Raw genomic sequence first — 25,440 nt, 5'->3', positions numbered from 1 at the left:
TGTAGGAAAAGGTTTGGCAGAATGATCCGGGGCAGAATGATGTTCAGACCACTCCGATCGCAGACCTAAAATCATTCTGCCACTTCATCATTCTGCCATCTCTCCGTCTTCACACCGTTTAAATTTCGCCCTTCAGGTATTGCAACCTGCGGATCACTTCGCCCTTGGGATCGATCGGCAGCAAGACCGGCAGGAACTGAAACTTATCCGGGTCGACTTCGTAACCGTGGAAGTCACGCAGGAAGACGATCGTGTTGAGCATCCGCAGCAGTTCCGGTTCGTTGGTCGCACGTTCCAGCGAGCGATAAAGGAACGGTTTGGTGTCGATGTCGCTGTGCACGGCCAAATACTCCACCGCCCGGATCACAACGAGCGGTTCGACGTCGACGAGGAATTTCTCGATCGCCGGCGTCAGCGGTTTGGCGGCTTCACCCAGCGAACTGCAGGCGACCAGCGCCCAGTAACGGACCCACGGATCGGCATCCTCGAGTGCCGCTTGGATTCCCGGCAACGCCTGTTCGCTCGGCAGCAACGCCAAGTTCACCGTGTCGATGTACTTGGTGATTTGTCCGCTGTGTGATTCGCCAAATACCGTCGGATTGTTGATCGCTTCATCGACCATCACCGCTTCGATCACAAAGCTCAGATCGGGCAGCGACTTGAGTCGATCGTCCAATTGATCACGCATCATTTTCAAGCGCGTCGCGTGCTCGGGATTCGACCACAAGTTGTTGATCTCGTACGGATCGGCCGCCAGGTCATACAACGCCTCGGGCGCTTTGGCTTCGTAGAACTGCTTTGCCGCACCGGTCAGTTTTCCTTGTTGGTGCAACTCGCGCCACTGCTGGTACGCCAGGCACTTGTACCGATAGTTGTTCTGCAGCCCGTCTGGATAAAACGATTCGAAGTTGCGGATGTATTTGAAGTCGCCGATTCGCAGCGACCGAACGAGTTCGTATTTTTCGTCGAACCGATCCGCGTACCCCAATGTTTCGTCGCGGCGATCGACTTTGTCCGGGTCGGCGTCGATCCCCAGAAACGGTTTCCCGTCGACACCTTCGGGTTGCTCCAGCCCGGCCAGGCTCAACACGGTCGGCCCGAAATCGACGAACTCGACAAACCCGTTGGTGCGCGAACCGAGTTCACGGGCGGCCAACGATTGGAACCGATCCGGCACGCGAACAACCAATGGGACGTGCAGGCCTGATTCATACAGGTAGCCTTTGGATCGTGGCAGCACGCCGCCGTGATCGCCGAAGTAGAACACAAACGTGTTTTCCAGTTGATCGTCTTCGCGAAGCTGGTCGATCACGCCGCCGACGAGTTCGTCGATTTTCATCATCCGATCGTGATACCGGGCTCGGGTGTAGCGGAACAGCGGCGTATCGGGAAAGTAATCCTGGAGCTTGACGTCGGCCGGATCGGTCGCCGTCGGTTCCGTCATTTGCGCTTCGCCGAAGTGCAATCGGCTTTCGTGCGAATCGGCGAACGTTTGCACGTGAAAGAACGGCATCGACTGATCTGGGCGGTTCCGCCAACTCGCCTTCCGACTCGAGTCGCTCCAAACATCGGATCCCTTGACCGCGTTGTAGTCCTCTTTGCTGTTGTTGGTCGTGTAATAACCGGCGGCTCGCAGGTAGGCCGGAAACATCTGCAAGTCTTCGGGCATCGGCATCGCGACGTGTCGACGATGGAATTGGGTGCCGATCCGCGGGGCGTAACATCCGGTGATCAACGTCGTGCGGGCGACCGAACAGACCGGCGCATTGGAGAACGCGCGATCAAAGGTCACGCCGTGGGCCGCCAACGCTTCGATGTTGGGTGCCGGAGCCCCGGCGGGGTCAAAGTGACGGAGGTAATCCGCCGAGTTGTCCTCCGACATGATCCAAACGATGTTGGGTCGACCGGGAGGGTCGGCCGCGTCCACGGTGGCCGAAAGCTGAGCCAGCAGAACCAGGCCGACCGCGAAACTGGCAGCGACCGTGGAGAAACAAACGGGGGGGATGAAACGCGTCATCAGGAAGGAATCCAGTGCAAAATGATCAAAGAAGGAGGCCTTGGTGGTGCTAATTCTAACCCGAATCGCCCTCCGGAGCAGGTTTACTGGAAACAAGGCTTGCCGAAACAGGGGACCAGCGGGCATAATCCGCGACCCGAAAAACGGCATGCACCCCCACAATCACACCTGTCTGAATTGACTTCCGATGGCTAAGAGCAAGAAAAAGGCTGAAACAGTCTTCCTGGTTTGCGAAGAAACCGGCGACTACAACTACACCCTGAAGCGTAAGGCCGGCGGCGAAAAGCTTCGTCTGAAGAAGTACAGCCCGCGACTGCGCCGCCACACCTGGCACGGCGAAAAGAAAAAGTAGGACGTTTGAAAGAACCCTCCCGTGTGCGGGAGGAATTGAGCGCAGCGAAGGGAGGGCCGACGTCAAGTCTTGTGACTGGCGGCGATCCTCCATGCCCTGCATCGAAAGACTGCGTCCTGCGCGGTAGGCCGTAGTGTTTCGCTGCTGCTGCCGGATTTGAAACGCGTCACGCGCCTCAACGTAAGTGAGTCCAAGGATGAAACGGAAATGGCGGATCGTTCCCCATGATGCCGCCCGCGTCGACCAACTGATCCGTGGATCCGGATTGCCGCCCGTTGTCGCACAGCTTTTGGTCAGCCGCGGCGTCTATGATCGCAAGGCCGCCGACGCCTTCTTGTCGACAAAATTGACGGGACTGCGTGACCCCCAAGAATTGCCCGGTGTCCCCGAGGCGACCGAGTTGGTGGCCGAGGCGATCGCGGCGAAAACGCCGATCGCGATTTACGGCGACTACGACTGCGACGGGATGACCGGGACCGCGATCCTCTACAACGGCTTGAAACTGCTCGGCGGCAACGTCGCCTACCACGTCCCCAATCGATTGGAGGAAGGGTACGGTTTGAATGCCGACGCGATTGGAAAACTGGCCGATCGCGGAAAAAAGATGATTATCTCGGTCGACTGCGGCATCACCAGCGTCGCCTGCGCCGAACTCTGCAAAGAGCTGGGCGTGCAACTGATCATTACCGATCACCACACGATCGACGACTCTCTGCCCGACGCCGACGCGATCGTGCACCCGCGACTGCCCGGAACGCATTATCCCTTTGGCGAACTCTGCGGTGCCGGCGTGGCGTTCAAATTAGCCTGGTCACTGTGTCAAAAGATCTGCGGATCCAAGAAAGTGACCGAACCCTTGCGGCGCTACCTGATGCAGTCGCTGTCGTTGGCCGCCATCGGAACCGTCGCCGACGTCGTTCCATTGGTCGACGAAAATCGGATTCTGGTCTCGCACGGCTTGCGGATGCTCGGCAGCGAACCGCTGCCCGGTTTGGCCGAGTTGATGAAGATCACCAAGCTGGATGAAGCATCAACGTTGAACACCGAGAGCATCGCGTTCAACCTGGCGCCCCGGTTGAACGCGTCCGGTCGACTCGGACAGGCTCAGTTGGGTGTGGAGTTGTTGACGACAACCAACGAAGAACGGGCCACGGCCCTGGCCGAATACATCGACCAGCTCAACAAGAACCGCGACAGCTTGCAGCGCAGCGTCACCCTGGCCGCACAAAAGCAAATCAAAGAAAACTTCGACGCCGAAAACGACCCCGCGCTGGTGCTGGCCGGCGTCGGTTGGCACCAGGGCGTGATCGGCGTGGTCGCCGGTCGGCTGAGCGACAAGTACGCCAAGCCGGTCATCATCCTGTCGATGGATGCCTCCGGGAAAGCGGAAGCGGTCGGATCGGGTCGCGTCGGTGGAACGGCGATCGACTTGCACGCCGCGCTGGCCACTTGTGCCGACCGACTGGTCCGGTTCGGCGGACACAAAGCCGCCGCGGGACTGACGATCGACGAACGCCAAATCGACGGTTTCCGCGAAGACTTTTGCGAAGCGATTTCTGAACAATGGACGGCCGGTGAAATCGAGCCGGAGATCGTGATCGATGCCGAAGCGTCGTTCGGCCAATTGAACCTGAACACGATCAAACAAATCGAAACACTCGAGCCCTTCGGCGCGGGCAACCCACGTCCGACGCTACTCTGCCAGAACGTCACGCTGGCCGAACCGGCCCGTCGCATGGGCAGCGGTGATCGCCATCTGACGGTCCGTCTGGATCAAGGCGGCAAGACCGTCCGCGGCGTCGCCTTCGGCGCCGGCGACTGGTGCGATGAACTCAACGCCTGTGACGGACCGATTCAAATCGCTTATCGCCCGGTGATCAACGAGTTCCGTGGCTTTCGTCGCGTGGAAATCCACGTCGTCGATTGGAAACCCGTTCACGTCGGTGTCACCACCGGCTGAATCGTGCGAGGTCCTTTCCAGGTCGTCGAAACAACGACGCGACCGCCCGGAAGGTAACGCTGGGAAGCCTATCCCAATAGCTGACGCCGCAGGGCTCTGGCCGCGGCAGCCGGATCCTCGGCGTCGTTGATCGCAGCGGTGACGGCAATCCGGTGAAAGCCGCATGCGGTCACCTGATCAAGATTCTGTTGATTGATGCCGCCGATCGCAAACGCGGGCCGAGGCGTTTGTCGGGTTTCCTCATGCACCTGTTTCAAAAACGCCGTGCCCGCATGAGCATCAAACGACTTGGTGGTGCTGGGAAACGTCGGGCCACAGCCGATGTAGTCCGCGCCGCCGGCGATCGCTTGATGCACTTGGTCGATGTCGTGCGTCGACACCCCGACCAGACGTTCGCTGCCGACGACGCGTCGCGCCATTCCCGCCGGCAACTCGTCTTGCCCGACATGGACACCATCGGCGCCGGCAGACGACGCGATGTCGGCGCGGTCATTGACAATGAACAGCGCGTCGCAACCCTTGGCAATCACGGCGCCGCATTTGGCTCTTTCATAGAGCTGGCGATCAGAAGCCTGTTTATCGCGCAGCTGGAAGACATCGACGCCGGCATCTGACAAGGACCGAATCGTTTCGACAAACTCCGCTTCCGACCGACCGCAATCGATCAACAGATAGAGCACCGCATCGGCCAATCGACGTGACCGACTGCTGGCGATCGCGTGAAGTTCGATCTGGCGATGGTGCGTGTAGGCCCGGTAGCGCAGCGATTCGATCTGGCGAGCGAATTCAACGTCGATCGTCTTTCCGTACTCTTCCAGGACCCGCAGGGATTGTTGCACCCGCTCAGCCGCAGCGGTGATCACGTCGGCAATTTCCGTCCGCGAGTACTCGGCCGCCGTTTGCAGCGTGGTGCCGACATCGCCGTCGGTATCGCGGGCGGCGAGCAATTCGGCGCGGTTCAACCGCGACAGCGCGGCGGCAAGCTCGTGCCGAAGCTCCTTTGCAACGGCGGCGGCTTGCGAATCGTCCAATCCGAACCGCACAAACTCTTCGATCGTGCGAATCCCCTCGGCCGCCCGATTGGCCGACGCATCCAGAATTCGATAGCTGATCTGTCGAGAATCGTTCACGTGCATGGTCCAAACAAACGGGCAACGAAATCAATCAATCGGACATCGGCCGACGAAAGTTATCTCGCATTCCGGTCGTCCTGTCGACCGAGCCATCGAACGTCTGCCCCCCTGTCGTCGTTATCAACCACAGTGACTTGGCTCAGCCGTCTCGTTTGCTCGCTCACTGCCCGATGACGACCGTCCGCATTGGCCAGCTAGGCGAGTGGATTTCGTGAATTTTTCCATCGCTGCTTTCGACCACATAGGCCCCGCCGATGCGAGCGTTCAGGGTGATGGAAGCACCGGGCTGGAGCGTGCGTCCGCGTCCGCGGCGTCCGGTGGTTGTGATCGCGTACACTTTGACGTCCACGTCGGCGCGGTTTTCGAACGTCATGTCGACGGGCAAACGCCCGGGGCCAGAGGGACTGGTGTGTACCGCCGGCGTCATGTTCAACTTCCTCGGCGGATGTGTCGAACGCAGCAGGCTGCTGAGCCGGTTCAGGACGGATGGTTCGATCGTCTCGGCGAGGTTCTTTGTTTCACGTTTGCCGAGATTCGATGCGGAACCGGATTCGCCGTCATCGGTGCTGTGGTCGTAGAGTTCTTGAAACGTCACTTCTCCGGTCCCGAAATCACGCCACTCGATGTAGCGGTATCGGTCGGTGCGCATGGAATAGCCCATGTACTCGCGGCCTTCGTGTTTGCGGTAATACTGGCTGGTCACCGATGGATGCACCTCGGCGTCGGGATCGCGAAGGATCGGCACCAGGCTCTTGCCTTCCGCGAAGTCTGGTATCTCCAATCCCGTCAACTCACAGAGCGTCGGATACAGGTCCAGCAGTCCAGCGAGTGACTCGGTGCTCTGGCCTGAGGTCTTCATCGCGGGCGCGGCAATGATCAACGGGACGCGGGCGTCGATTTCGTAGTTTGTCATCTTGCCCCAGCCGCGGTATTCGCCCAGCTTCCATCCGTGATCGCTCCAGAGAACAACGATCGTGTTTTCGCGCAGGCCTTCCTCGTCGAGCGCCTTCAGCAAACGACCGATCTGTGCGTCAACGTAACTGACACAGGCGTGATAACCATGGACCAAACGCCGGGCTTTGTCGGCGGATAGTTCGTCGTCGTCCCACGGTTTGGGCATGCCGATCAGGTCGACATAGTGCGAGAGTTCGCTGTTGTTGTGCATCGCATACGGCGGTGCGCCTTGCGGGATTTTCTCGCCAATCAACACGGGCAGTTTGTCCGGGTCGTACAGGTCCCAGTATTTCTTTGGCGCGACGAGCGAAAGGTGGGGACGGATGTAACCCATCGCCAAGAAGAACGGCTGCTGGGATTTTCCAAGTCGCCGCAGATCCTCGATGCACAGGTCCGTGCGGGCTCCGTCCAGCACTTTGTGGTCCGGCAGATCCGGTGCCGACGTCGCAGGTCCGCGGAGGTTGTTCTTTCGCCAATCGTTCGCCGGCAGCTCGTTCATGGCCTTGCGAACCACGTCACGGGTGCCCTCGGGATAAAAAGTGGGCAACCGTGGCAGATTGCGAATCGGTTCGCTCCACGATTGCGGGTCCGGAGTCGGGTTGTGATAGATCTTGCCGTGGCTGACGGCCGTATAACCGTGCCTGCGCATCCACTGCGGCAACGTCACGGCATCGGGTTTCGCCTCGCGAAAGTGAATCGGCAACGTCCAGACACCCAACGTGTCCGGGCGCAACCCCGTCATCAAACTGGCTCGCGAAGGATTGCAAACCGCCACCTGACAGTACGCCCGGTTGAACCTGATGCCGCGGTCGGCCAAGCCATCCAGATGCGGCGTGATCGCGTTCCCATCGCCATAACAACCCATCGTCGGACGCAGATCATCGACGGCGATGAACAACACGTTCGGTTTCCGGCTCTGAGAAACGTTCGGCGATGTCGTTGCCGGTTCATCATGGGGCCCGATGGCGACCAGACTGTTCAGGGTCAAGAAAAGCAGGACGAATATTGTTCGTTGAATCGTTCTTGTGATCATCTGTTTTGTTTTCCCAAGCCAGTTTCCGCCCCAACCGATCATCCGGCCAGAAAATCTTTCGATCGCCCGAGCCGGTTACTCAGCTGATGGCTTGCGCGGCGCGGATCCCGCCACCGCGATGCTGCCGTTTTAGTCTGCCAGCACGGTCTCGATCAGTTCGGCGACATGCTCACCGAGCAACTTCGATCCTTCGGCGGTGTAGTGGACGTTGGCGGGCCGCTGGTGTTCTTTGACAGACTCTGCGAAGTCGAAAAATGGATCGATCTGAATTCCGCCGACCTTCTCGATCACTTTGGCGGCCGCCGCGTTGTACTTGGCCGAATCACCGACGACGCGTCCGGCGGCGCCCTCGGGCACCGGCGTCGTCTCGCGCCAAATGACAGTCTTTGCCTGTTGCTTGATGCGGCGGGCCAGTTTTTCGATGTTGGTTTGGTACTCGTCGATCGGCACCTGCTGGTGCGAGCCGTCGGCCTGCGGATCGGCCAGATTCTGGCCTTTGGGCCCCAGGTACTTGAGGTCATGAAGTCCGAAGTTCCAATGAACGACATCCCACATGCGATCACCGAGCCATTGATCGATCTGATCTAAACCACGTGTCGTCGGACCGCAATTGGTCGGCGGCCGAAACACGTTGGCCTTGCCTTGCATCGCGGCGCGTGCGGCGACCATGTAGCCGATGGAGATCGAATCACCGATCAGCAGAACATTGGGAAGCTTGGGATTGACGTCCGGGGGTTGAAAGGCAGGGTTGACCTTTTTCGCCGCCGGTTTTTTGGCGGCGTCCTTTTTGGCGGCGTCTTGGGCGGGGGCGGAAACGACGTGGGCGAGCGCAAGGGTCAGGCAGAGTCCGAATCGGATCATGGTCATCGGGTTCCATGGCAGGGGAAATGGATTTCAATTCCCCTCATGATATTTACCCCCGGCAAGCCGTGCCTCTGTCTCGGGCCCTCCGACCGCACTGATTGCCGTATTTCTCGAGGGTGTTACTTGTCGCCCTTCTGGGAGACGTTGCGAACGGCGAAGGGATTTTGTTGCGGACGCCCGACCCGTTGTTCACCTTCCAACGTCTCTTTGCTGATGACGACCGACGCGATCGGCAATCCGTACCTATCTTCGAGGATATATTGAATCGCGAAATCATCCTGCTCCAGAATCTCGATGATCTGCTCCGGCACATCGCAGTCATCCAAATCAAGCTTTTCGATGTTCTCCCGCATCTTTTCTTCGATTTTGACATTCCCAATTTTTCGAAGCTGTGCGGTCAATTCGTCGCTGACGGTGTACCAACCGTTGAGCGTTCCACCGTAGTCCATCGTGATCTTCGTCAGCGTGAAATTTTCGTCCAAGCGGTGAGGAAGATCTTTCTCGCTCTCCTTGATCATTCGTTTGATCTCCGCTTTGCTCAATTTTTGGTCGTCCGGTTTCTTGTTCATCAACGAATTGAGGTAGTTGCACCCTGACGAAGCAACGAGGGTGAGGGACAGCACGGCGGTGATCAGTCGAGTATTGAATTGCATCATGAAATCTTCCGGGTGAGTTCATCCTTATGTCGTTTGGTGATTCAGTTCCATCGATTGAGACTACGGCGCAGTTCGTTTTCCGAACCCCGTGTGACTTCCTTGGGTAGTGAAATGGGGTGTCCCAGCGGGGATTTGCTCACACTGACCGCTACGACCGTGACAGATAAACCCGGATCGGCCGGCGCGAACATTTAAGCACTTCACATTTTTGCATCCTCAGCTTTCTGACATACGGTCCAGGTAGAGAACGTGTCCGTGACGACGCGTTTCCGAAAACCCGATCGTCGCTGCGAAAGCAGGGTTGATCGACACGGTTTCGGACGGTGGTCGACTCCGCTTTTTTGGAGTTGTCGCTGCTTCTTTTCCGGGTTCCTTTTCACGTTGGAATGGCCCACTAAGTCATCGATGGATGTCTTCGATTTCGAAGGCTCCTTACATATGAGATTGAAAAATGAAAAAGTTCGCTAATAGCATCGTTGAGTTCTTGAAGGAAGAAGATGGCCCGACCGCAGTCGAGTACGCTGTGATGTTGGCCCTGATCGTCGTCGTTTGTTTGGCCGCAGTCGGCACGATCGGCACCGAGTCGAACAAGAAGTTCGAAGAAGTCGGAGCCGCAATCGCCGCTAACTAAGCGGACGATTCCTGCCCGGAGCGCGAGCGCTTCTGTGGCACAGCCCAAACACGTCCCGGCGCCAACGATCATTGGCGCCGGGGCGTTTTTTTTTGCCGACCTGGCACCTCGGTGCAAACCGCTCGATCAACAGGCCGTGACGCGTCCGCCGGGGATGACGCGATCACCAACCACACGGCGGACACGACTCATTCCCCTCAGATCGACATCAACGGTGAGGCCCGGACGCTGGCGCGAGCCGGCTGTCGGTTTAAGCCCCGCAAGCCCAATGCCACTTTCTTCGGCTCTGAAGGTGTTAGCAGAACGGCGCGAGCCGTCCGGTCGCGCTTCAAAAACACCGTGACAGACCGGAGGGCTCGCGCCCTACCGCTCACAACAAACACCCCGCTTGGCGTCAAAGTATGTGGCATTGGGCGCAAGCCTTCGGGTTCCGGTCCCGGCCAGACCGCGCCGATGCCATGGTGTTGGGTGTTGGGCGTTGGGCGTTGGGTGTTGGCTTTCCAACCCAGACGGATCCCGCCGCGGAGGGTCATGCTCGGCGCAGGTGTTACATCCCGACCAACGTCACCCTTTGCCGATGCAGAATGCTTTGTCTAACTGGAGTTTTTTGACTCACCCGATTCCTGACATAGGGTTCCGTTGAGAGCAGGTCACGACGACCTGCTGCCGAGGATTCGACCACACGACGGTCACCAGAATACTCGGACGGCCTGGCTCCCCAGAGAAAGGCAAACCGCACCGAAAGGGCGGGGCGCAAAGCTGCGGGTCCGTGGGCAAGGCAAACCGCTTTGTTCGAAGGATAGCCGAGCTGCCAAGGGAACAGTCGAGATCGTATTTCCGATGCGATCGCGATTGCCGAGGCAAGTCTTTTGGAGACGTGGCTGCTTCATTTCCGGGATCCTATTCACGTTGAATCGGACCAGTAAGTCATCGTCGGGCGTCATCGCAAGTGACATCCCACCGAGGAGTTTGAATAATGAAAAAGTTCGCTAATAGCATCGTTGAGTTCTTGAAGGAAGAAGATGGCCCGACCGCAGTGGAATACGCTGTGATGTTGGCCCTGATCGTCGTCGTTTGCTTGGCTGCAGTCGGCACGATTGGTACCGAGTCGAACAAGAAGTTCGAAGAAGTCGGCGCCGCAATCGCTGCTAACTGATAGGGCCGTTGGCGGAGTCCTCCCACGGAAGCTTCGCCGACGACCACCGCGAGAGATTCTCGACGATTGGCCGGTGTTTGGCTTAGTCGCATACACACCGGTCACGTCGAGTCTCTTTTTTTTGCGCCCACCCGTCTCGGGCGACCACGGAATCCACCATGAACTATCCACTCCTTCCCACTGATGCGGCAGAGCACGTTTGGCAGCTTTCGTGCTGTTTCATCACGTTGCTCTTTGCGATGTTCAGTTGGATGTTGGGACCGCGCTGATTCCATCGCGTGATCCACTCGCCGCATGCCGCCGACCGGCATGCACACACCTCCTGCCTTTCGGACGCGCCGGCCTTCCTTGCGATTCCGCCGCGGCCTGACTTCGACCATCAAACTACCTTTCTAGAGAATCGTCACGGGGAACTACGCCATGGAAACCATCATCCAGGGTCTGACTGAAAATTGGGCCGTCTGGTTTGTCACGGTCGTCTTGATCGTCGCCGCGGTCATCGATGGAGCCATCCTGAAGGTTCCGAATTGGCTGACCTTTCCATTCATCATCTGCGGTTGGGTTCACTGCACCATCCAGGGCGGGATGGCCGGACTGGGTTGGAGCCTGTTGGGCACCTTCGTCGGAATGATGCTGTTGCTGGTGTTGCGAAACGTCGGCGGAATGGGCGGCGGCGACGTGAAACTGCTCGCCGGGGTCGGTGCCTGGTTGGGCACCGTGGTGACGCTTTACGCGTTCGCCGCGACCGCAATCGTGGGCGGCATCATGGCCGTGTTCATGATCTGGAAGAGCGGGAACTGGACCAAACACTACGCCATGGCGCTGCAAATTTTGGAAGAATGGAAGACGGTGAAGAAACCTTCGGAGCTTTCCAAGATCGCCCGCGAGCGAAAACCGACCATGTATTTGCTGCCATACGGAATACCGATGGCAATCGGATCCATTCTCTATTTTGCCTACGCCGGAATGTTGGTCTGAACGGAAGCACAGACGTCTGTTTTTGGACACCAGGAAATCCACCTGAATTAGGGTGGCATTAACCCTCAAGGCGTGCTGATTTTGAGAATTTATCCTAGTTAGCCCCTCCTTGGCGTCTAGAGAAAGCAAACCTATTACACCAGCCCTACGCCTGCAGCATGCAGGGTTGCAGGCCGGCGCTGGTTGTAACCGAGTGAAGAGAGTGGGTTGACAGCCTCCTCCCAGCTCAGTCCTCCACACCCGACACGTTATCACCTGGTCTGGTACCAGCACACGCCATGCGAAACAAATCACTTTTCTTGCTACTTGCCGGCATCTGCGGCACCGTTGCGGCCGTCGGAGTCGGACAGTGGATGCAGGCACAAAACGGCACCCCCACGGAAATGGCGGAGATCTTGGTCACCACGGTTTCCATCAATCCCGAAGAACAAATCACCGCCGAGAAACTTCGGCTGGAACAGTGGCCGGCCGACCGCGTCCCGCAGGGCGCCTCGGCGGAGCTGAGCCAGTTTGAGGGACGATTCGCCAAGGTCCCGCTGTATGCCGGCGAGCCGATGTTGGACCTGAAATTAATGAATGAAGTCGAAGACAAGGTGGTGCCGAAAGGCTACGCCGTCGTCTCGTTGCCGGCCGGCCGTGACGGAACGGTCAACCTGGTCAGTCCCGGCGACCGCGTCGACATCCGCGGCTTTTTCACCAAGGGTGAGATGTTTGCCCGCGACATGGCACTCGATGTGTTGACCGGCATCAAGGTCTACGGCATCGATGGGATCACCAAGTTCGATCCCGACCAACCACGCACACGATCCGCTCGCGACATCCAGTTGCTGATCCGCAAGGCCGATGTCGAAGCCTTTGACTTTGCCAAGAAACTCGGCGAGATCTCATTGTCGCTGGGCAGTCCGACGGCCGATGACGAAAGTATCCCGGAAGGCGAAACCAGCGAAGCGGCCCGCAAGTTCCTGCGAGATCTGCAGGACCGTCGCGACGAACAAGAGCGGCTGAGAAAGCTTGCCGCGGAAGAAAAACCCGTAGAAGTCGCACAGGCGGAAGCCGGACCGAAGAAAGCGACCTTCCGCACCACAAAAATCATCAACGGAAGAATGATTGTTTACGAATGGGTGGAAGGGGAACCGTTGCCGCGTGTCGTCGGAGACACCGGAGCGCTTGACCTGGCGACCACGGATGATTCGGCCGAGCAATCAGCCGACCAAAACAAACCCACTTCCGATGATTATCTACGAGGCGCCGACAGCCCCTTCTTTCAGCCCGAAGGCGGAGAAGGATCTGACGAGTGAGTCCTCGATAGATCAGCAAAGTAAATCAAGACTCGCCGTTGTAGGAACGACCTTGCTTCGAATTCTGAAGCCAGACGGACCGAAGCGGCGAGCGTGACCCGTCCCCTTTTTTTATCCCGACGTTACTCGCAACGAACTGATGTATGTCGATGGTGAAAGTCATCGGCATCGTGTTTCGGAAGGATCCGAGACGAAGGTTCTGCAAGGATGCACCTGCGATGCAAATGTTCCGAAATGCGGTCCGCCCAGCCGCGCTCAAATTGATCGCCCTTTTCTCGGTGGCGTGTCTCGCGACTCATGCCGGCGCACAAGACGTCGACGACGCTCAACTGACTTCTGCCGCTGCGACAGCCGGCGCCGCCAACCACACGATCACACGTGCGGTTGAACGGATGCAAATGCTGGTCAAGTCGAGCAGCATTCTGACCTTGGAGGCGAAGATCCCGCGATTCCAAGTTCACAACGAAGAAGTGCTCGGTGCCACACCGATTTCGCAGAATCAGCTGCAGGTGTTCGCCAAGACACCCGGGACCACGCAAATCAATTTGTGGGACACCGAGGACAAGCAATACACGGTCGACATCACGGTGATCGCCGACGCCCGCGAGATCGAAGGCATCTTGTCGTCCCAGCTGCCGCTGGCGACGCTCAAGGTGATGCCGGTCAATGCCTCAGCGATCGTCTCCGGTTACGTCACCAGCGTCGACGATGTCGATCGGGCGATCGCCATCGTGGAACAATACTATCCGACGGTCGTCAACAACATTCGCGTGGTGGGTGTCCAACAGGTGTTGTTGCACACCCGCATCATGGAAGTCTCTCGGACCAAGCTTCGCGAGCTTGGTGTTGACTGGGACTGGATTGGTGACACGCGATCCTTCACCAGTTACCCGGGCGCGATCACCGACCCGACCAATGTCTTCCAGGGGGAGGAGTTCAACGCCTTCATCTCCGCTCTGCGCCAGCAGGATCTGGTGAAGTACTTGGCCGAGCCCACGGTGATCGCCACTCACGGCCGGCCGGCACGGTTCACCGTCGGTGGTCAAATTCCCTACATCGTTCCCTCGGGCAACGGAAACATTTCGGTCCGATACGAGGAGTACGGGACGTCGGTCGACTTCCTGCCGTTCGTCGTCGGACCCGGTCGCGTGCGATTGGAAGTCCGCCCGGAAGTCAAAGAACCCGACGAATCGCGTTCGCTGATCGTCGCCGGGGCAAACGTCATCGCGTTCAGCCAGCGATACGTCGAAACGGCTGTGGAACTGCAAGCCGGACAGACCTTTGCGATCGCCGGATTGCTGCAAAGCCGCACCGAATCGACCACTCGGGCGACGCCCTTGCTGGGAGAATTACCGGTCCTCGGCACGTTCTTCCGCACCGTCCGCGAACAGCGCAACGACATCGAACTGTTGATCACCGTGACGCCGGAACTGGTCGACGCGATGGATCCCCACCAAGTGCCGCGAGGCGGTCCGGGACTCAACAGCATGTCGCCCAACGATCGAGATCTGTACATGAACGGCCACATCGAAGTCCCCAACTTGCTGGGCGGCGACGGTTGCTCGATGAACAGCGGACCGGCCGTTTCCGGCAACGCATCGATGATCCACAGCAACGTGATGCAGAACGGAGCCATGATGGCCCATGGAAGTCTGCTGTCGCCGGGCATGGGATTGCCACCCGGAGCGACTCTGGATCAAGGATCCGCGTTGCCACCGGGAGCCATCCTGCCGGGAGCCGAACCGACGGTCGTGGGTGAGGGAGTCATCATCAGCACGCCTGACGAGTATTGATGCTCGGGATGCGGGCCAGGGGCATATGGTTGTCGGCCACCCCACCGACGAGACCTGCGATCGACGGCAACGTGGCCGTCGAGGGGTGGGATGAACGGAATTGAAATGAGCGACCGGATACATCTGCAATGACAAACGTGCTACGAATCGCATTGGTTGACCCCAATGATGACACGCGTGATTCACTCAAGTCCATGCTCTTGGGCATGGACACCGTGTGGCTGGAAGCCGATTGCTCGCGGTATGAATTCTTTCCGGACGTGATCGAGCAAACCGCGCCCGACGTGGGCGTGATCTCGCTGGACAGTGACAACGAAAAATCGATTCGGCTGGTCGAACGGCTCGCCAGCGATGCGCCGGACACGGTGATCCTGGCCGCCAGCGAAAGCACCGATGGCCACCTGATCTTGCAAACGATTCGCGCCGGGGCGCGCGAATTTCTCACCCTGCCGATGTCCCACGAGGACCTCGCCGCGGCGCTGACGCGGGTCAGTCAACACAAGTTCGGCACCACCGAGGGCGGTGCGCGGGGATGCGAAGTCATCGCCATCGCCGGAGCGACCGGCGGCGTCGGAACGACCAGCGCCGCGGTCAATCTGGGCTGCATCTTTGCCGCCGACAATCGAAACAGTGTCGCCCTGTTGGACCTGGACCTGGCACTCGGTGACGCCGACGTCTTTTTGGATGCGATTCCCGACTACACCCTCGCCGATGTCGTCCAAAACGTCTCGCGGTTGGACATCCAACTGCTCAAACAATCGTTGACCAAACACAGCAGCGGGCTGTACCTGTTGCCCCGCCCGGTCGAATTGCATGACACGATCGGAATCACTGATGAAAGTCTGCGAAAAGTGATCGGGCTGTTGAAAGCGTCGTTCACCCACCTGGTCATCGATCTTTCCAAGACCTATAGCGCGGTCGACATGGCGGCGATCGAGGCGGCGTCCAAGGTGTTGTTGATCACCCAATTGGACCTTCCCTGTTTGCGAAACGTCGTGCGTTTGATGATGAGCTTTGAAGAGGTCGACGGTCTGCAAAGCAAGATTGAGATCGTGGTCAATCGCGCGGGGTTGGAATCGGGTCAGATCAGCTTGAAAAAAGCCAAAGAAACACTCGGACGCGATATCTATGCGCTGTTGCCCAACGATTATCGCACGATGGTGGAAGTCCGTAACAACGGCGTGCCCCTGATCAACCAGGCGCCCAAGGCTCCTATCACCCAAGCGCTCCGCGACCTGGCCGCCAAACTCCAAGGCAAAGAAGCCTCGGCCGAGCCCAGCGAAAGCGGCAAGTCGAACGAGAGCAAATGGAAAATGTTCTGGCCCGGCGCCAAGTCATGACGTCATCGGCCAGACCTGGTCGTCGGGTCCGTCCCCAAGGCGTCGTGGATTTTATTTAAGATCCCAAGTCCTTCTCTACCCTGCCTGGTTCTCGATCCAGCGGACGAGCGTGCGGACCATCACGCCGGTCGCACCGGCGTCTCGATGCGGCTTGGGACTGTCCGCAAACGCCGGTCCGGCGATATCGATGTGAACCCACGGCACGTCGCCGACAAAGTTCTCCAAAAACTTCGCGGCGGTGATCGCGCCACCCCAGCGGCCTTCGCCGATGTTCTTGATGTCGGCGACCTTGCTTTTGACTTTGTCGTTGTAGAGCTCGAACATCGGCAGCTGCCAGACGGGTTCGCCTTCGCCGCGGGCCGCGTCGATGACGGCATCGCAGGCCGATTGATTGTTGGTCATCAGACCGGCGACTTCATTTCCCAGGGCAACCATGCAGGCACCGGTCAACGTCGCCAGATCAACCATCGCCGCCGGCTGGTGCTCGACCGCCACGTCGAGTGTGTCGGACAAGACGACGCGGCCTTCGGCATCGGTGTTTAAGATCTCGATCGTCTTTCCGCTGCGTGTGACGATGACGTCACCGAGTTTGTAGCTCGACCCGCTGACCATGTTTTCGGCGAGCCCGCAGAATCCGATGACGTTTTTCTTGACGCCCAACTTCGCCAACGCCCGCATCACTCCGACCACGGTCGCGGCGCCGCCCATGTCGCATTTCATGTCGACCATCCCGTCGCTGGGCTTGATCGACAAACCGCCGCTGTCAAACGTGACGCCTTTCCCGACGATCGCGATCGGCGGTTCGCCCTGCGGTCCGCCGTCGTGTCGAAGGATGACCAGGCGGGGCGGTTTGTCGCTGCCCGCGCCGACGGCAAGGATCGCCCGACAGTTCTCGTCGGCCAATCGTTGTTCATCCCACACTTCACACCCCAGACCGACTTCTGTCGCCAAGGCCGTCGCCCGCTCGGCGAACGAAGCCGGGTAGATGACCGACGCGGGTTCGTTGACCAACCGCCGCGCCAAATTGATCGAATCGCCCAAGATCACGCCCCGATCGATCGCGGTTGTGTCGGCCGATGCGATGGCGATCGTCGCCGGCACATGGATCGGCGATTTGGTGCGGTAGATCGACTGGCCTTCCAAACCGTACAAGGCGCCGGCGACGATCGCATCATGATCGACCGCGTCAAAGCACTCCGGCAACGCGACGACCCATTTTTCGTGCGGCTTGGAAACCAACGATCGGACCGCCGTGCTGGTCAGCGTGAACGCGGCTTCGCGATCGAGTTTTGATTTTTCACCCAATCCGATCAGCAACACCAACTGCGAACCTTCATCACCGACCCCCGCAATCAGCATCGATTCGCCGGAGTCGGAGGAAAGTTTTTCTTGACCGATCAAGCGGCTGATCACGCCGCCCAGGGCTTGATCCAGACCGGCCGCGGTCGCCGACAGCGGTGCATCGTCGCAGAGGCCCACGATCAAGACGTCGCATTTTTCACCGATCGGGTTGTCGGTCGCGACAAAACTCGGGCATGGCAGTTGTGGGGCGACGGGATTCGGTTGAGACTGGGACGGGCTTTCCGACATAAGATGATGACACCAATTGAGACGTTGTTGACAGACGCTTGAACAATCACGCTCGAACGATCACGCTCGAGCAGCGCCCGAATTCACTTTGCACTAGTTGTAGTTTATCGACGACCATGAAACACCGCAGCACCCGAGATGTAGTGGAGGACCTTCGCGCCGGCGGGTTGTTGATCGAAGTGACCGATGCGGTCGATCCGAACCTGGAAATCGCCGAAATTCAACGCCGCGTCTATGCCAACGGCGGTCCCGCGATCCTGTTCACCAACCCCACGGGCTGCCGGTTTCCGATGGCCTCCAACCTGTTTGCCTCACTCGATCAAGCCCGCTACCTGTTCCGCGAGACGCTCGAGTCGGTGCGCCGATTGATCGAAGTCAAACTCGATCCGTCGGCGGTCCCCAAACGGCCCTTTCGCTACGCCGGTGTCCCCCTGACTGCGGTTCGGATGCTTCCCAAATTCGTCCGCAGTGCCCCGGTCGCGGCCGGGCGCTGCTCGCTCGCGGACCTGCCACAGCTGAAATGCTGGCCCCGCGACGGTGGAGCGTTTGTGACGCTCCCCCAAGTCTTGAGCGAAGACCCGACCGAACCGGGAAACTTGATGAAAATCAACCTGGGGATGTACCGCGTCCAACTCTCCGGGAATGACTACAGCGACCAGGAAGTCGGTTTGCATTACCAGATTCATCGGGGGATCGGCGTTCACCATCAACAGGCGATCAAGCTGCAAAAACCGTTGCGTGTCGCCGTGACCGTCGGCGGCTGCCCGGCGATGACGCTGGCCGCCGTGATGCCGCTGCCCGAGGGGCTGACCGAATTGACCTTCGCCGGCGCCTTGGCGGGCCGACGGATCGGGTTGCTCCGCGGAAACCACGCGCCGGTGTATCGCGACGCCGACTTTGCCATCGTCGGATCGATCGATCCCGACGTGACCAAGCGCGAGGGTCCGTTCGGTGATCACCTGGGGTACTACAGCCTGGAACACCCGTTTCCGGTGATGAAGGTCGATCACGTTTGGCATCGCAAGGGGGCGATCTGGCCCTTGACGGTCGTCGGTCGCCCGCCGCAAGAAGACACGACGTTCGGCCAGTTGATCCACGAGTTGACCGACCCGATCATTCCCACCGTGATTCCCGGTGTCAAAGCGGTGCATGCGGTCGATGCCGCCGGCGTGCACCCCTTGCTGCTGGCGATCGGCAGCGAACGCTACATGCCGTACCTGAAGGAATCGGCGCCGCAAGAGTTGCTCACCCAGGCCAATGCGATCCTGGGCAACGGCCAGCTTTCACTCGCCAAGTATCTGATGATTGCCGACGACCGATCCGATTCGCTGGACATTCATGACATCGAAGCGTTCCTCGGATTCGTTCTGCAGCGCGTGGATTGGAAACGAGATCTTCATTTTCATACCCAGACGACCATCGACACCCTGGACTACACCGGAACGGGATTCAACAAGGGATCCAAAGTGGTGATTGCCGCGGCGGGTCCACCCCGCCGCACGCTGCCCCATGAGTTGCCCGCCGAATTGCGGTTGCCCGAGGGATTCCAGGATCCCCGCGTCGTGATGCCGGGCGTGTTGGCGATCGAGAGCAAGTCCTTTGACGGCACGACGGGACGCGCCGACATGCTGCGATTTTGCCAGCACTATCAACCCGATGATCCCATCAACGCGTTTCCGCTGATCACCATCGTCGACGACAGCGACTTCGCGGCGCGATCGCTGAGCAATTGGTTGTGGACCACGTTCACGCGCAGCAATCCGGCGACGGATCTGTCCGGCATCGGAGCCGAGACGATCGCCAAACATTTTGGATGCCGCGGCAGTGTCGTCATCGACGCCCGTTTCAAACCCTGGCAGGCGCCGCCGGTGATCGAAGACCCCGAAACCGTCGCCAAGGTCGATGCTCGCGCCGCCCGCGGCGGTGCCCTGGCAAAGTACCTTTAGCAACCGACGGAAATGACAGGCTAGAAGCCTATCCCACTTTCGAGATCCGAAACCCATTTGTCGTCCGATCGCTCGACGTTTCGAATTCCCCGCTCGCACCACCGAAAGACCGCGCCGATGAGCTTATTGAAAACCGTGTTCGATTGTGATGCCCCGGTCGCGTTGATCACCGGCAGCGGCGCCCCGCGTGTGGGGCGTGAAATCGCGATCGAACTGGCCCGCAACGGTTGCCGGATCGCCTTGCATGCCAATACCAGCGCCGACGCGGCGCGGCAGGCCGCCGACGAACTGACCCAGCGCTACCGCTGCGACGCGATCGTGACCCAAGGGGCGTTGGAGGACGACGGGGTGCCGCCGCGGCTGGTCGACGAAACCGTCACGGCGTTCGGCCGCTTGGACATCCTGGTCAACAGCGCCGCGATCTGGTCACCGACACCGATCGGGCAAGTCACGGCGGCGGAGATGCGTCGTTATTTTGAGATCAATACCGTCGCTGCGTTCCTCTGCGGCCGCGCCGCGGCGGACGTGATGACCGATCAGACGACGGGTGGCTCGATCGTCAATCTGGGTGACTGGGCGACCGTGCGGCCCTATCTCGATCACGCCGCCTATTTCCCCAGCAAGGGTGCGATCGATGTGATGACCCGCTCCCTGGCCGTCGAATTTGCCAGCCGCAATGCCGCGATTCGGGTCAATTGTGTCAAACCCGGGCCGGTGTTGTTGGCCGATGAAGTGCCCGATCAACAACGGCTGAAACTTTGTGCGAGCACGTTGACCGGTGGGATCGGAACCGCGGGACACGTCGCCCACGCCGTGCGTTTCTTGTGTGAAAACACCTTCATCAACGGCGTCTGCTTGCCCGTCGATGGCGGCCGATCGATCTACTCACCGGACGGATTGCAGATCGGTGAGAACACAGGATAAAAAAACACCCGCCCGGAGGTGGTTCCGGACAGGTGTATCGCTGGCAAGACAATTCGGTTTCGCCGCCGTGCGTTTCTTGGAGAGAATCCTTCGTTTATTTCCCCAAGAAAGTGCGTTTGAACCAGGCATTTTTTTTGCGGTCCAACGCTTTGAGTTTATCGATCACACCGGGTTTGGTTTCCTCCTGATCGTGGTTCCGGGGTGGCTTTTTGATCGGCTCCGTCCTCGCAGGTTCCGTTTTCAACAACCCCTCGGCGTTGCGAAAGGTTGCCGACCGGATCGGTGCAACGAGCGTGACCGGCGGCTGAGTCGGATCCAAGGTCGGTGCCGGGACGGGGCCGCTGACAAGGATCGAGTGTCCGACGTCAATCGGTGCGGCAGTCGCGACACCGAACACGCCGAGCAGCACGATCGCAGCGATGGCTATTGGTTTCATGGAGATAGGAACTCCTTTCGTCATGAGAAGGTTTCCGAGACACTGAAACATTCCCGCCAGTTAGCCGAACGCAATCTGAAAGCGTCCTCGATGTTCGGCAATCCGCCCGGATCGCCGGCTGCGATGACGCGTTATGGTGAATCGAGGCGACTTTACAGATTATTTAAACTGATCCGCCTGTTTGATCAGCTTGGTCAACAATCGGTCAAACGAGGCCGCGAAGGCTTTCTTGTCTTTGGCGTTGTACGGCGCCGCGCCACCGGTCGCCGCGCCCGTTCCACGCAGCTCATCGAGAAAATCTCGCATCGAGAGGCGCGCGGCGATGTTGGAATCGTTGTACTCGTCGCCCCGCGGATCGATCACCGCGACTTTCTTGTCGACCAATTGAGCCGCCAACGGAATGTCGGCGGTGATCGCCAGATCGCCCGGTTGGCTGTGGACAACGATGTACTGGTCGGCGACGTTAGCGCCCTGCCGCACGATCACCGACCGAACTGTGACGGCCGACTTGGGGATCGGCTGGGCCGAGTTGGCGACCAACACCGTTTCGATGTCCAAGCGATCGGCGGCACGAAAAATCACCTCTTTGACGTCCCGTGGTGCCGCATCCGCATCAATCCAAATCTTCATCCCACACGCTCCGATTGTGATGCCCACTGAACCCTTTCACATCCACCTGTACGGTCCGCATCCACACGATGGTCGATTACCGTCACCCGAAACGACGCCGATTCCCACCAGTTTCGAAGCGGCGGGTGAACGTTTGAATCGGTCGCTGCCGTCGGTCTTGTTCGAACCCGACGGATCGTTCGCCTGGGCCGGCAAGGATCATCAGGTCGTCGGCATGGTCTATGACGCCGCAATGCTGATTCAATATGTGGAAATACGCGGCCATTGCGATGCCACCCAGTTGCGAAAACTGGTCGAAACCCTGGCCGGAACCACCCAAATCGACCCGTTCGCGGTGATGGTGCTGCCAGAGAGACAGTGGAAAAATTTTCAAACCTTTGCAATCTCGCTCCCCGCTCGCGGCCAGAACCGTCCCGCCGATTGCAACGACTGACCGCCCCCTACGCTTTTCCGAGTCGATAATTGCGGCAGTTGGGAACTTTTTAGCGAACTTCCCGTCGAAATTATGACTCCAGACGTTTGATTGGCACACTTAATGCATTTCCTCTTTTTCGTCAGATCGCGTTGATCCGGCAAAATCGGTCTCAAGCAATCAAATCCATCAGATTGCCCAGACCAAGGAATCGAACCGCTGATGCGAGTAAACGTGTCAGCCCTGTTTTTCGCGAGGGATTGAACATGATGACTGCTGTTTGCAATAAAGAAGTCTTGAAATCGGCATCGAGCGCTCAAAATGAGACAGCTAGCCAAGAAACCAATCTGTCCGACGCTGAAATCCTGCGTCGTGTGCGCGACATTCGTGCGTCATGGTCGCTTTCTGAGCGCGCCGCCCGTCGCGAAGAAGCAGATCGTCGGTTCGAGAATTTGATCGAAACGATTTTCGCCGAGGCGGCTTGATTGGGATGATGAATCGATCCTCCGAACCCATCCGGTCGGGTCGGGTTCGGAATGATGGTCCGTCACTCCTACTCCAACGTGTCGCCGCCATCGGCTTGATCGTCGATGGATTGTCCGACTAGCACGCCGTGATAACGGCAGGCTTCCAAGAAGGACTCCAGTAACACGAGTGCGGCGACGGCATCCAGTTGTTTCTTCTTCTTTTGACGACTTAGCCGTCCACCGGAAAGTCGTTCTTTTGCCGCCGCGGTGCTGAATCGTTCGTCGAACAGACGCACCGGCAATCCGGTTTGCTCGCTCAACCAACGCGCGAATTCGCGGCACTCTTTGCTTTTCTGACTCTCCCCGCCGTCGCAGTGAATGGGAAGTCCGACGACAAATCCGGCCAAACGCTCTTGATCGGCCAGACGACGAAAGTAGTCGGCGTCCCGGGTCTCTCCCCGCACCTGGTAAACTTCGACCGGGCTGGCCAAAATCCGATCCGGATCGCAGACGGCAATCCCGATTCGGACCGTCCCATAGTCCACGCCGGCCAGTCGGCCGGTCGGTGGGAACGGTGGTTCAGTCGCAGCGGGATCTGGGCCGTGATCAGCAGACATCGGGAACGCGGGCTGGCGCGCTGCGGGTGACAGGGGGCGAATTCAAACCACGTTTTGGGCGGCCCGCGTGGCCAGATGATTCTTGACCGCTTGGACGGGCAGCGGGATCCCTCGAATCACTCCATCGATGACCAATTTTTCACCGACGACGCCTTGGAAATCCGCCACGATCATCCGACCGCGACGGGCTTTGCTCAATCGGATCATCAAGATCAACCGATCGCCGGGCACGACGACGTCTCGGAACCTGGCGTTATCGACTCCGCCGAAGCCCAACATTTCCGCGCCCAACAGATCATGTTTCTGGGCGAAAAAACTCGACAGCTGTGCGACCGCTTCCAATTGGATCACGCCGGGCATCACGGGCATTCCGGGCATGTGCCCTCGGACCCAAAATTCGTCGTGCCTGACGTCTTTGTAACCGGCGCACGTGAGCGTCTCGACATCCTCGTACAGGATCCCGGTCAGATGCTCCATTTCATGCCGCTGCGGATTGTAACTGCGGATCGCGTCGAGATCGGCGACCAGCTCGCTTCCGCGGAGCAGGGAGAGATCAACAATAAAATCGTTTTTTGGCACAGCAACCGCCTCTGAGTTTCAGAGCCCCGAGCAATCTCAGGTCTTGATCTTCTTGCGTTTCGCTTTGCGAGCCTTGGCGCTTGCAGGACGTCGGCCGTGATTGGCCTTTTTCAGTTTGTGGTGCGGCTTTGCCATCGTGTTTATGGTTTGGAGAAAAAGGAAACGGGCGGATGCAGTCCTTGAATCCCGGAAAATAGCAGAATACTCGCTTTCGCGGTAGTCTCACCGTCGATCTGGGCCGGAGCTGCAAATTTAACACTTCAACCGGCATCCGGCAGGGTCTGCTGGGTGCCTCGGCGTGCAAACAGGCAAGATTTCATCAGCGAATGATGCGATCTTGAGCGTGAAAAGTCCAGTCTCAGCGGTACATCCGACTGGATCGGGCCGAGGTACCCGTCGGCACCGCCGAGCCGTAGCTCAACTCGTCCTGGGGCTGGGACACGGAATAACGCCCGCTGTTGAGTACCGACGGGGGGCCCAACGGACGGGGTGTCGGTTCAGCCGCAACCGGGTTTGAAGCCTGGGAAGCCGGCTGCCGAGCCCCGGCACTTGCAATCTGGCCGAGCGCCGTTTGTTCGATACGCCGCTGGTACCAGCTGGTCGACGCATCCGAGGGCCCTGACACGGATGACCCGAGGACGGATGTCCCCGCCGGTCCCGTCAACGCCAAACGACCCCCGCCGGCCAAATGGTCGGGCGGAGCAGTGCCGGTTGATCCGGTGCGGAGCGCTGGGCGGGTGGGAGCTGGGCTGGTGGAGACCTGTGGGCGGGTGAGCGACCGTGGGGTCCTGGACGAAGCGGTCGAAGCCGATGCCTGGCCACGGGCGGACACGAAGGATTCGACCGGTCCACTGCCCTGGGCCACCCAAGCCAGCCAGCGGTCTTGCAGCTGCTTCAGCGAATCGTATCCGTAATGAGCCTGCACGTTGGCGGTCCAGGACGAACTGTCCATGTAGCCTTCTAAAAACGCGATGAACTGACGCGGACCGGATTGTTCGATCAGGAACCGGCAAACCGAATAGCCTTGCGCGTACATCGGCAACATGTCGCTGGGATACTCGGTCAAACGAAACAAATCGTTCATCGGAATGCCGCGACGGTTGCTCAAGTACTCTCGCAACTTCACTTCATGTTTGTTGCGTTCTGCCGAATGTTCCACCGTCGTGCAGATGCCTTCGTCGGCCCAGCGCGGCAAGGGACGGCCGAAGTGCGTCGCCATGACCGTGTGTGTGACTTCGTGCGGCAAGACACTATCAAGAATGCGTTCACGTGAACCGATCACCCGCATCTGAAAATCGCCGACCGGTGAGCGAGTATAGGTGGTGGCCCCTTGGGCGGCCAAATGCGGTCCGGAAACCACTTCGATCGGACAGGGTGTCGTCCAAGGCCGTAGCGGTTTGCCGAGCCAATACATCGCCAACTCGTGACGAAATTTCTCCGCGTGGTGCGCGACCGCGTCAGCCAGCTCTTGGGTGTCCGCGTGGACCAGAAAATTCTGCGTCCGCTTGTTCTGGGCGACTGCCTGCTGGCTCGCGAGAATCACGACCGCCGCGACCATGATCGACCGCAACACACTCCATCGTCGAACGGCTTCCATGCCGTGGCACTCCGCTTGCGAGATTCCGAGACCTCATGCTTTCAAAACCGCATCCGTTGCGGTTTCTGCATGGGACG

The 25,440-nt window shown here is 59.1% G+C and carries 24 protein-coding genes and 1 riboswitch; of the genes, 12 read left to right on the top strand and 12 right to left on the bottom strand.

The features are described from left to right. Positions 1-118: 118 nt before the first annotated feature. Positions 119-2,017, bottom strand: coding sequence for a sulfatase-like hydrolase/transferase (locus Enr13x_RS00220; RefSeq protein WP_145384093.1), 1,899 nt, complete (start codon positions 2,015-2,017; stop codon positions 119-121). Between the two features lie 187 nt (positions 2,018-2,204). Between Enr13x_RS00220 and rpmG the strand changes: the two genes are divergently transcribed. Next, on the top strand, positions 2,205-2,369 hold the full coding sequence (gene rpmG, locus Enr13x_RS00215; RefSeq protein ID WP_145384092.1) for a 50S ribosomal protein L33: 165 nt from the start codon (positions 2,205-2,207) through the stop codon (positions 2,367-2,369). Positions 2,370-2,565: 196 nt separating this feature from the next. Then, positions 2,566-4,329: a single-stranded-DNA-specific exonuclease RecJ gene (gene recJ, locus Enr13x_RS00210; RefSeq protein ID WP_145384091.1), complete on the top strand. Its 1,764-nt coding sequence runs from the start codon at positions 2,566-2,568 to the stop codon at positions 4,327-4,329. A gap of 68 nt (positions 4,330-4,397) precedes the next feature. On the opposite strand, the gene Enr13x_RS00205 is transcribed toward recJ, so the two are convergent. The 4 genes from Enr13x_RS00205 to Enr13x_RS00190 form a co-directional block, all read right to left on the bottom strand. Continuing rightward, entirely contained in the window at positions 4,398-5,459 is a 1,062-nt protein-coding gene (locus Enr13x_RS00205; RefSeq protein WP_231744017.1) for a thiamine phosphate synthase, read from the bottom strand. Between the two features lie 163 nt (positions 5,460-5,622). Further along, positions 5,623-7,404, bottom strand: coding sequence for a sulfatase (locus tag Enr13x_RS00200; RefSeq protein WP_231744016.1), 1,782 nt, complete (start codon positions 7,402-7,404; stop codon positions 5,623-5,625). Positions 7,405-7,578: 174 nt separating this feature from the next. Beyond that, complete coding sequence (locus tag Enr13x_RS00195; protein ID WP_145384088.1) at positions 7,579-8,316, bottom strand: SGNH/GDSL hydrolase family protein; 738 nt, start codon at positions 8,314-8,316, stop codon at positions 7,579-7,581. 116 nt (positions 8,317-8,432) lie between these two features. Next, positions 8,433-8,969, bottom strand: a complete 537-nt coding sequence (locus Enr13x_RS00190) for a hypothetical protein (RefSeq protein WP_145384087.1) — start codon at positions 8,967-8,969, stop codon at positions 8,433-8,435. Between the two features lie 451 nt (positions 8,970-9,420). On the opposite strand from Enr13x_RS00190, the gene Enr13x_RS00185 reads away from it, so the two are divergent. From Enr13x_RS00185 to Enr13x_RS00160, 6 genes are all read left to right on the top strand, one after another. Next, the gene (locus Enr13x_RS00185; RefSeq protein WP_095736646.1) at positions 9,421-9,600 is read left to right on the top strand and encodes a Flp family type IVb pilin; all 180 of its coding nucleotides are present in this window, start codon (positions 9,421-9,423) and stop codon (positions 9,598-9,600) included. Positions 9,601-10,317: 717 nt separating this feature from the next. Then, a riboswitch (cyclic di-GMP riboswitch) is annotated at positions 10,318-10,416 on the top strand. A 160-nt stretch (positions 10,417-10,576) separates the two neighbouring features. Continuing rightward, positions 10,577-10,756 (top strand): Flp family type IVb pilin, encoded by a 180-nt coding sequence (locus tag Enr13x_RS00180; protein WP_095736646.1) that lies wholly within the window; start codon positions 10,577-10,579, stop codon positions 10,754-10,756. A 420-nt stretch (positions 10,757-11,176) separates the two neighbouring features. Beyond that, positions 11,177-11,734 (top strand): A24 family peptidase, encoded by a 558-nt coding sequence (locus Enr13x_RS00175; RefSeq protein ID WP_145384086.1) that lies wholly within the window; start codon positions 11,177-11,179, stop codon positions 11,732-11,734. A gap of 278 nt (positions 11,735-12,012) precedes the next feature. After that, a complete protein-coding gene (gene cpaB / locus Enr13x_RS00170; protein WP_145384085.1) occupies positions 12,013-13,032 on the top strand; it encodes a Flp pilus assembly protein CpaB in 1,020 nt (339 codons plus the stop codon). A 218-nt stretch (positions 13,033-13,250) separates the two neighbouring features. After that, on the top strand, positions 13,251-14,825 hold the full coding sequence (locus tag Enr13x_RS00165; protein WP_145384084.1) for a type II and III secretion system protein family protein: 1,575 nt from the start codon (positions 13,251-13,253) through the stop codon (positions 14,823-14,825). Positions 14,826-14,953: 128 nt separating this feature from the next. Continuing rightward, entirely contained in the window at positions 14,954-16,165 is a 1,212-nt protein-coding gene (locus Enr13x_RS00160; protein ID WP_145384083.1) for an AAA family ATPase, read from the top strand. 75 nt (positions 16,166-16,240) lie between these two features. On the opposite strand, the gene Enr13x_RS00155 is transcribed toward Enr13x_RS00160, so the two are convergent. Then, entirely contained in the window at positions 16,241-17,755 is a 1,515-nt protein-coding gene (locus Enr13x_RS00155) for a leucyl aminopeptidase (protein WP_145384082.1), read from the bottom strand. Between the two features lie 116 nt (positions 17,756-17,871). On the opposite strand from Enr13x_RS00155, the gene Enr13x_RS00150 reads away from it, so the two are divergent. Next, on the top strand, positions 17,872-19,701 hold the full coding sequence (locus Enr13x_RS00150; RefSeq protein ID WP_145384081.1) for a UbiD family decarboxylase: 1,830 nt from the start codon (positions 17,872-17,874) through the stop codon (positions 19,699-19,701). A 117-nt stretch (positions 19,702-19,818) separates the two neighbouring features. Continuing rightward, positions 19,819-20,625: an SDR family oxidoreductase gene (locus Enr13x_RS00145; protein WP_145384080.1), complete on the top strand. Its 807-nt coding sequence runs from the start codon at positions 19,819-19,821 to the stop codon at positions 20,623-20,625. Positions 20,626-20,719: 94 nt separating this feature from the next. On the opposite strand, the gene Enr13x_RS00140 is transcribed toward Enr13x_RS00145, so the two are convergent. Then, positions 20,720-21,061 carry a hypothetical protein gene (locus Enr13x_RS00140; RefSeq protein ID WP_145384079.1) on the bottom strand — a complete coding sequence of 114 codons (342 nt, stop codon included), beginning with the start codon at positions 21,059-21,061 and terminating at the stop codon, positions 20,720-20,722. Positions 21,062-21,220: 159 nt separating this feature from the next. Then, complete coding sequence (locus Enr13x_RS00135) at positions 21,221-21,691, bottom strand: YaiI/YqxD family protein (RefSeq protein ID WP_145384078.1); 471 nt, start codon at positions 21,689-21,691, stop codon at positions 21,221-21,223. A gap of 19 nt (positions 21,692-21,710) precedes the next feature. Here Enr13x_RS00135 and Enr13x_RS00130 point away from each other — a divergent pair, with 19 nt between their 5' ends. Both Enr13x_RS00130 and Enr13x_RS00125 read left to right on the top strand, forming a co-directional pair. Next, complete coding sequence (locus Enr13x_RS00130) at positions 21,711-22,124, top strand: hypothetical protein (RefSeq protein ID WP_145384077.1); 414 nt, start codon at positions 21,711-21,713, stop codon at positions 22,122-22,124. Positions 22,125-22,369: 245 nt separating this feature from the next. Beyond that, positions 22,370-22,588 carry a hypothetical protein gene (locus Enr13x_RS00125; protein WP_145384076.1) on the top strand — a complete coding sequence of 73 codons (219 nt, stop codon included), beginning with the start codon at positions 22,370-22,372 and terminating at the stop codon, positions 22,586-22,588. Between the two features lie 68 nt (positions 22,589-22,656). Here the strand turns inward: Enr13x_RS00125 and ruvX are convergent, their stop codons facing one another. From ruvX to Enr13x_RS00110, 4 genes are all read right to left on the bottom strand, one after another. Continuing rightward, a complete protein-coding gene (gene ruvX / locus Enr13x_RS00120) occupies positions 22,657-23,187 on the bottom strand; it encodes a Holliday junction resolvase RuvX (RefSeq protein ID WP_145384075.1) in 531 nt (176 codons plus the stop codon). Between the two features lie 42 nt (positions 23,188-23,229). After that, the gene (locus tag Enr13x_RS00115; protein WP_145384074.1) at positions 23,230-23,766 is read right to left on the bottom strand and encodes a 3-hydroxyacyl-ACP dehydratase FabZ family protein; all 537 of its coding nucleotides are present in this window, start codon (positions 23,764-23,766) and stop codon (positions 23,230-23,232) included. A gap of 36 nt (positions 23,767-23,802) precedes the next feature. Further along, on the bottom strand, positions 23,803-23,901 hold the full coding sequence (locus tag Enr13x_RS39590) for a 50S ribosomal protein bL37 (RefSeq protein ID WP_372894368.1): 99 nt from the start codon (positions 23,899-23,901) through the stop codon (positions 23,803-23,805). A gap of 223 nt (positions 23,902-24,124) precedes the next feature. Further along, positions 24,125-25,363, bottom strand: a complete 1,239-nt coding sequence (locus tag Enr13x_RS00110) for a peptidase MA family metallohydrolase (protein ID WP_145384073.1) — start codon at positions 25,361-25,363, stop codon at positions 24,125-24,127. Positions 25,364-25,440 lie beyond the last annotated feature (77 nt).

Origin of the sequence: Stieleria neptunia (assembly GCF_007754155.1) — a bacterium.
GTDB classification, from domain to species: domain Bacteria; phylum Planctomycetota; class Planctomycetia; order Pirellulales; family Pirellulaceae; genus Stieleria; species Stieleria neptunia.
The sequence above is the reverse complement of the archived record's forward strand: the minus strand, read 5'-3'. Positions and strand labels throughout refer to the sequence as shown.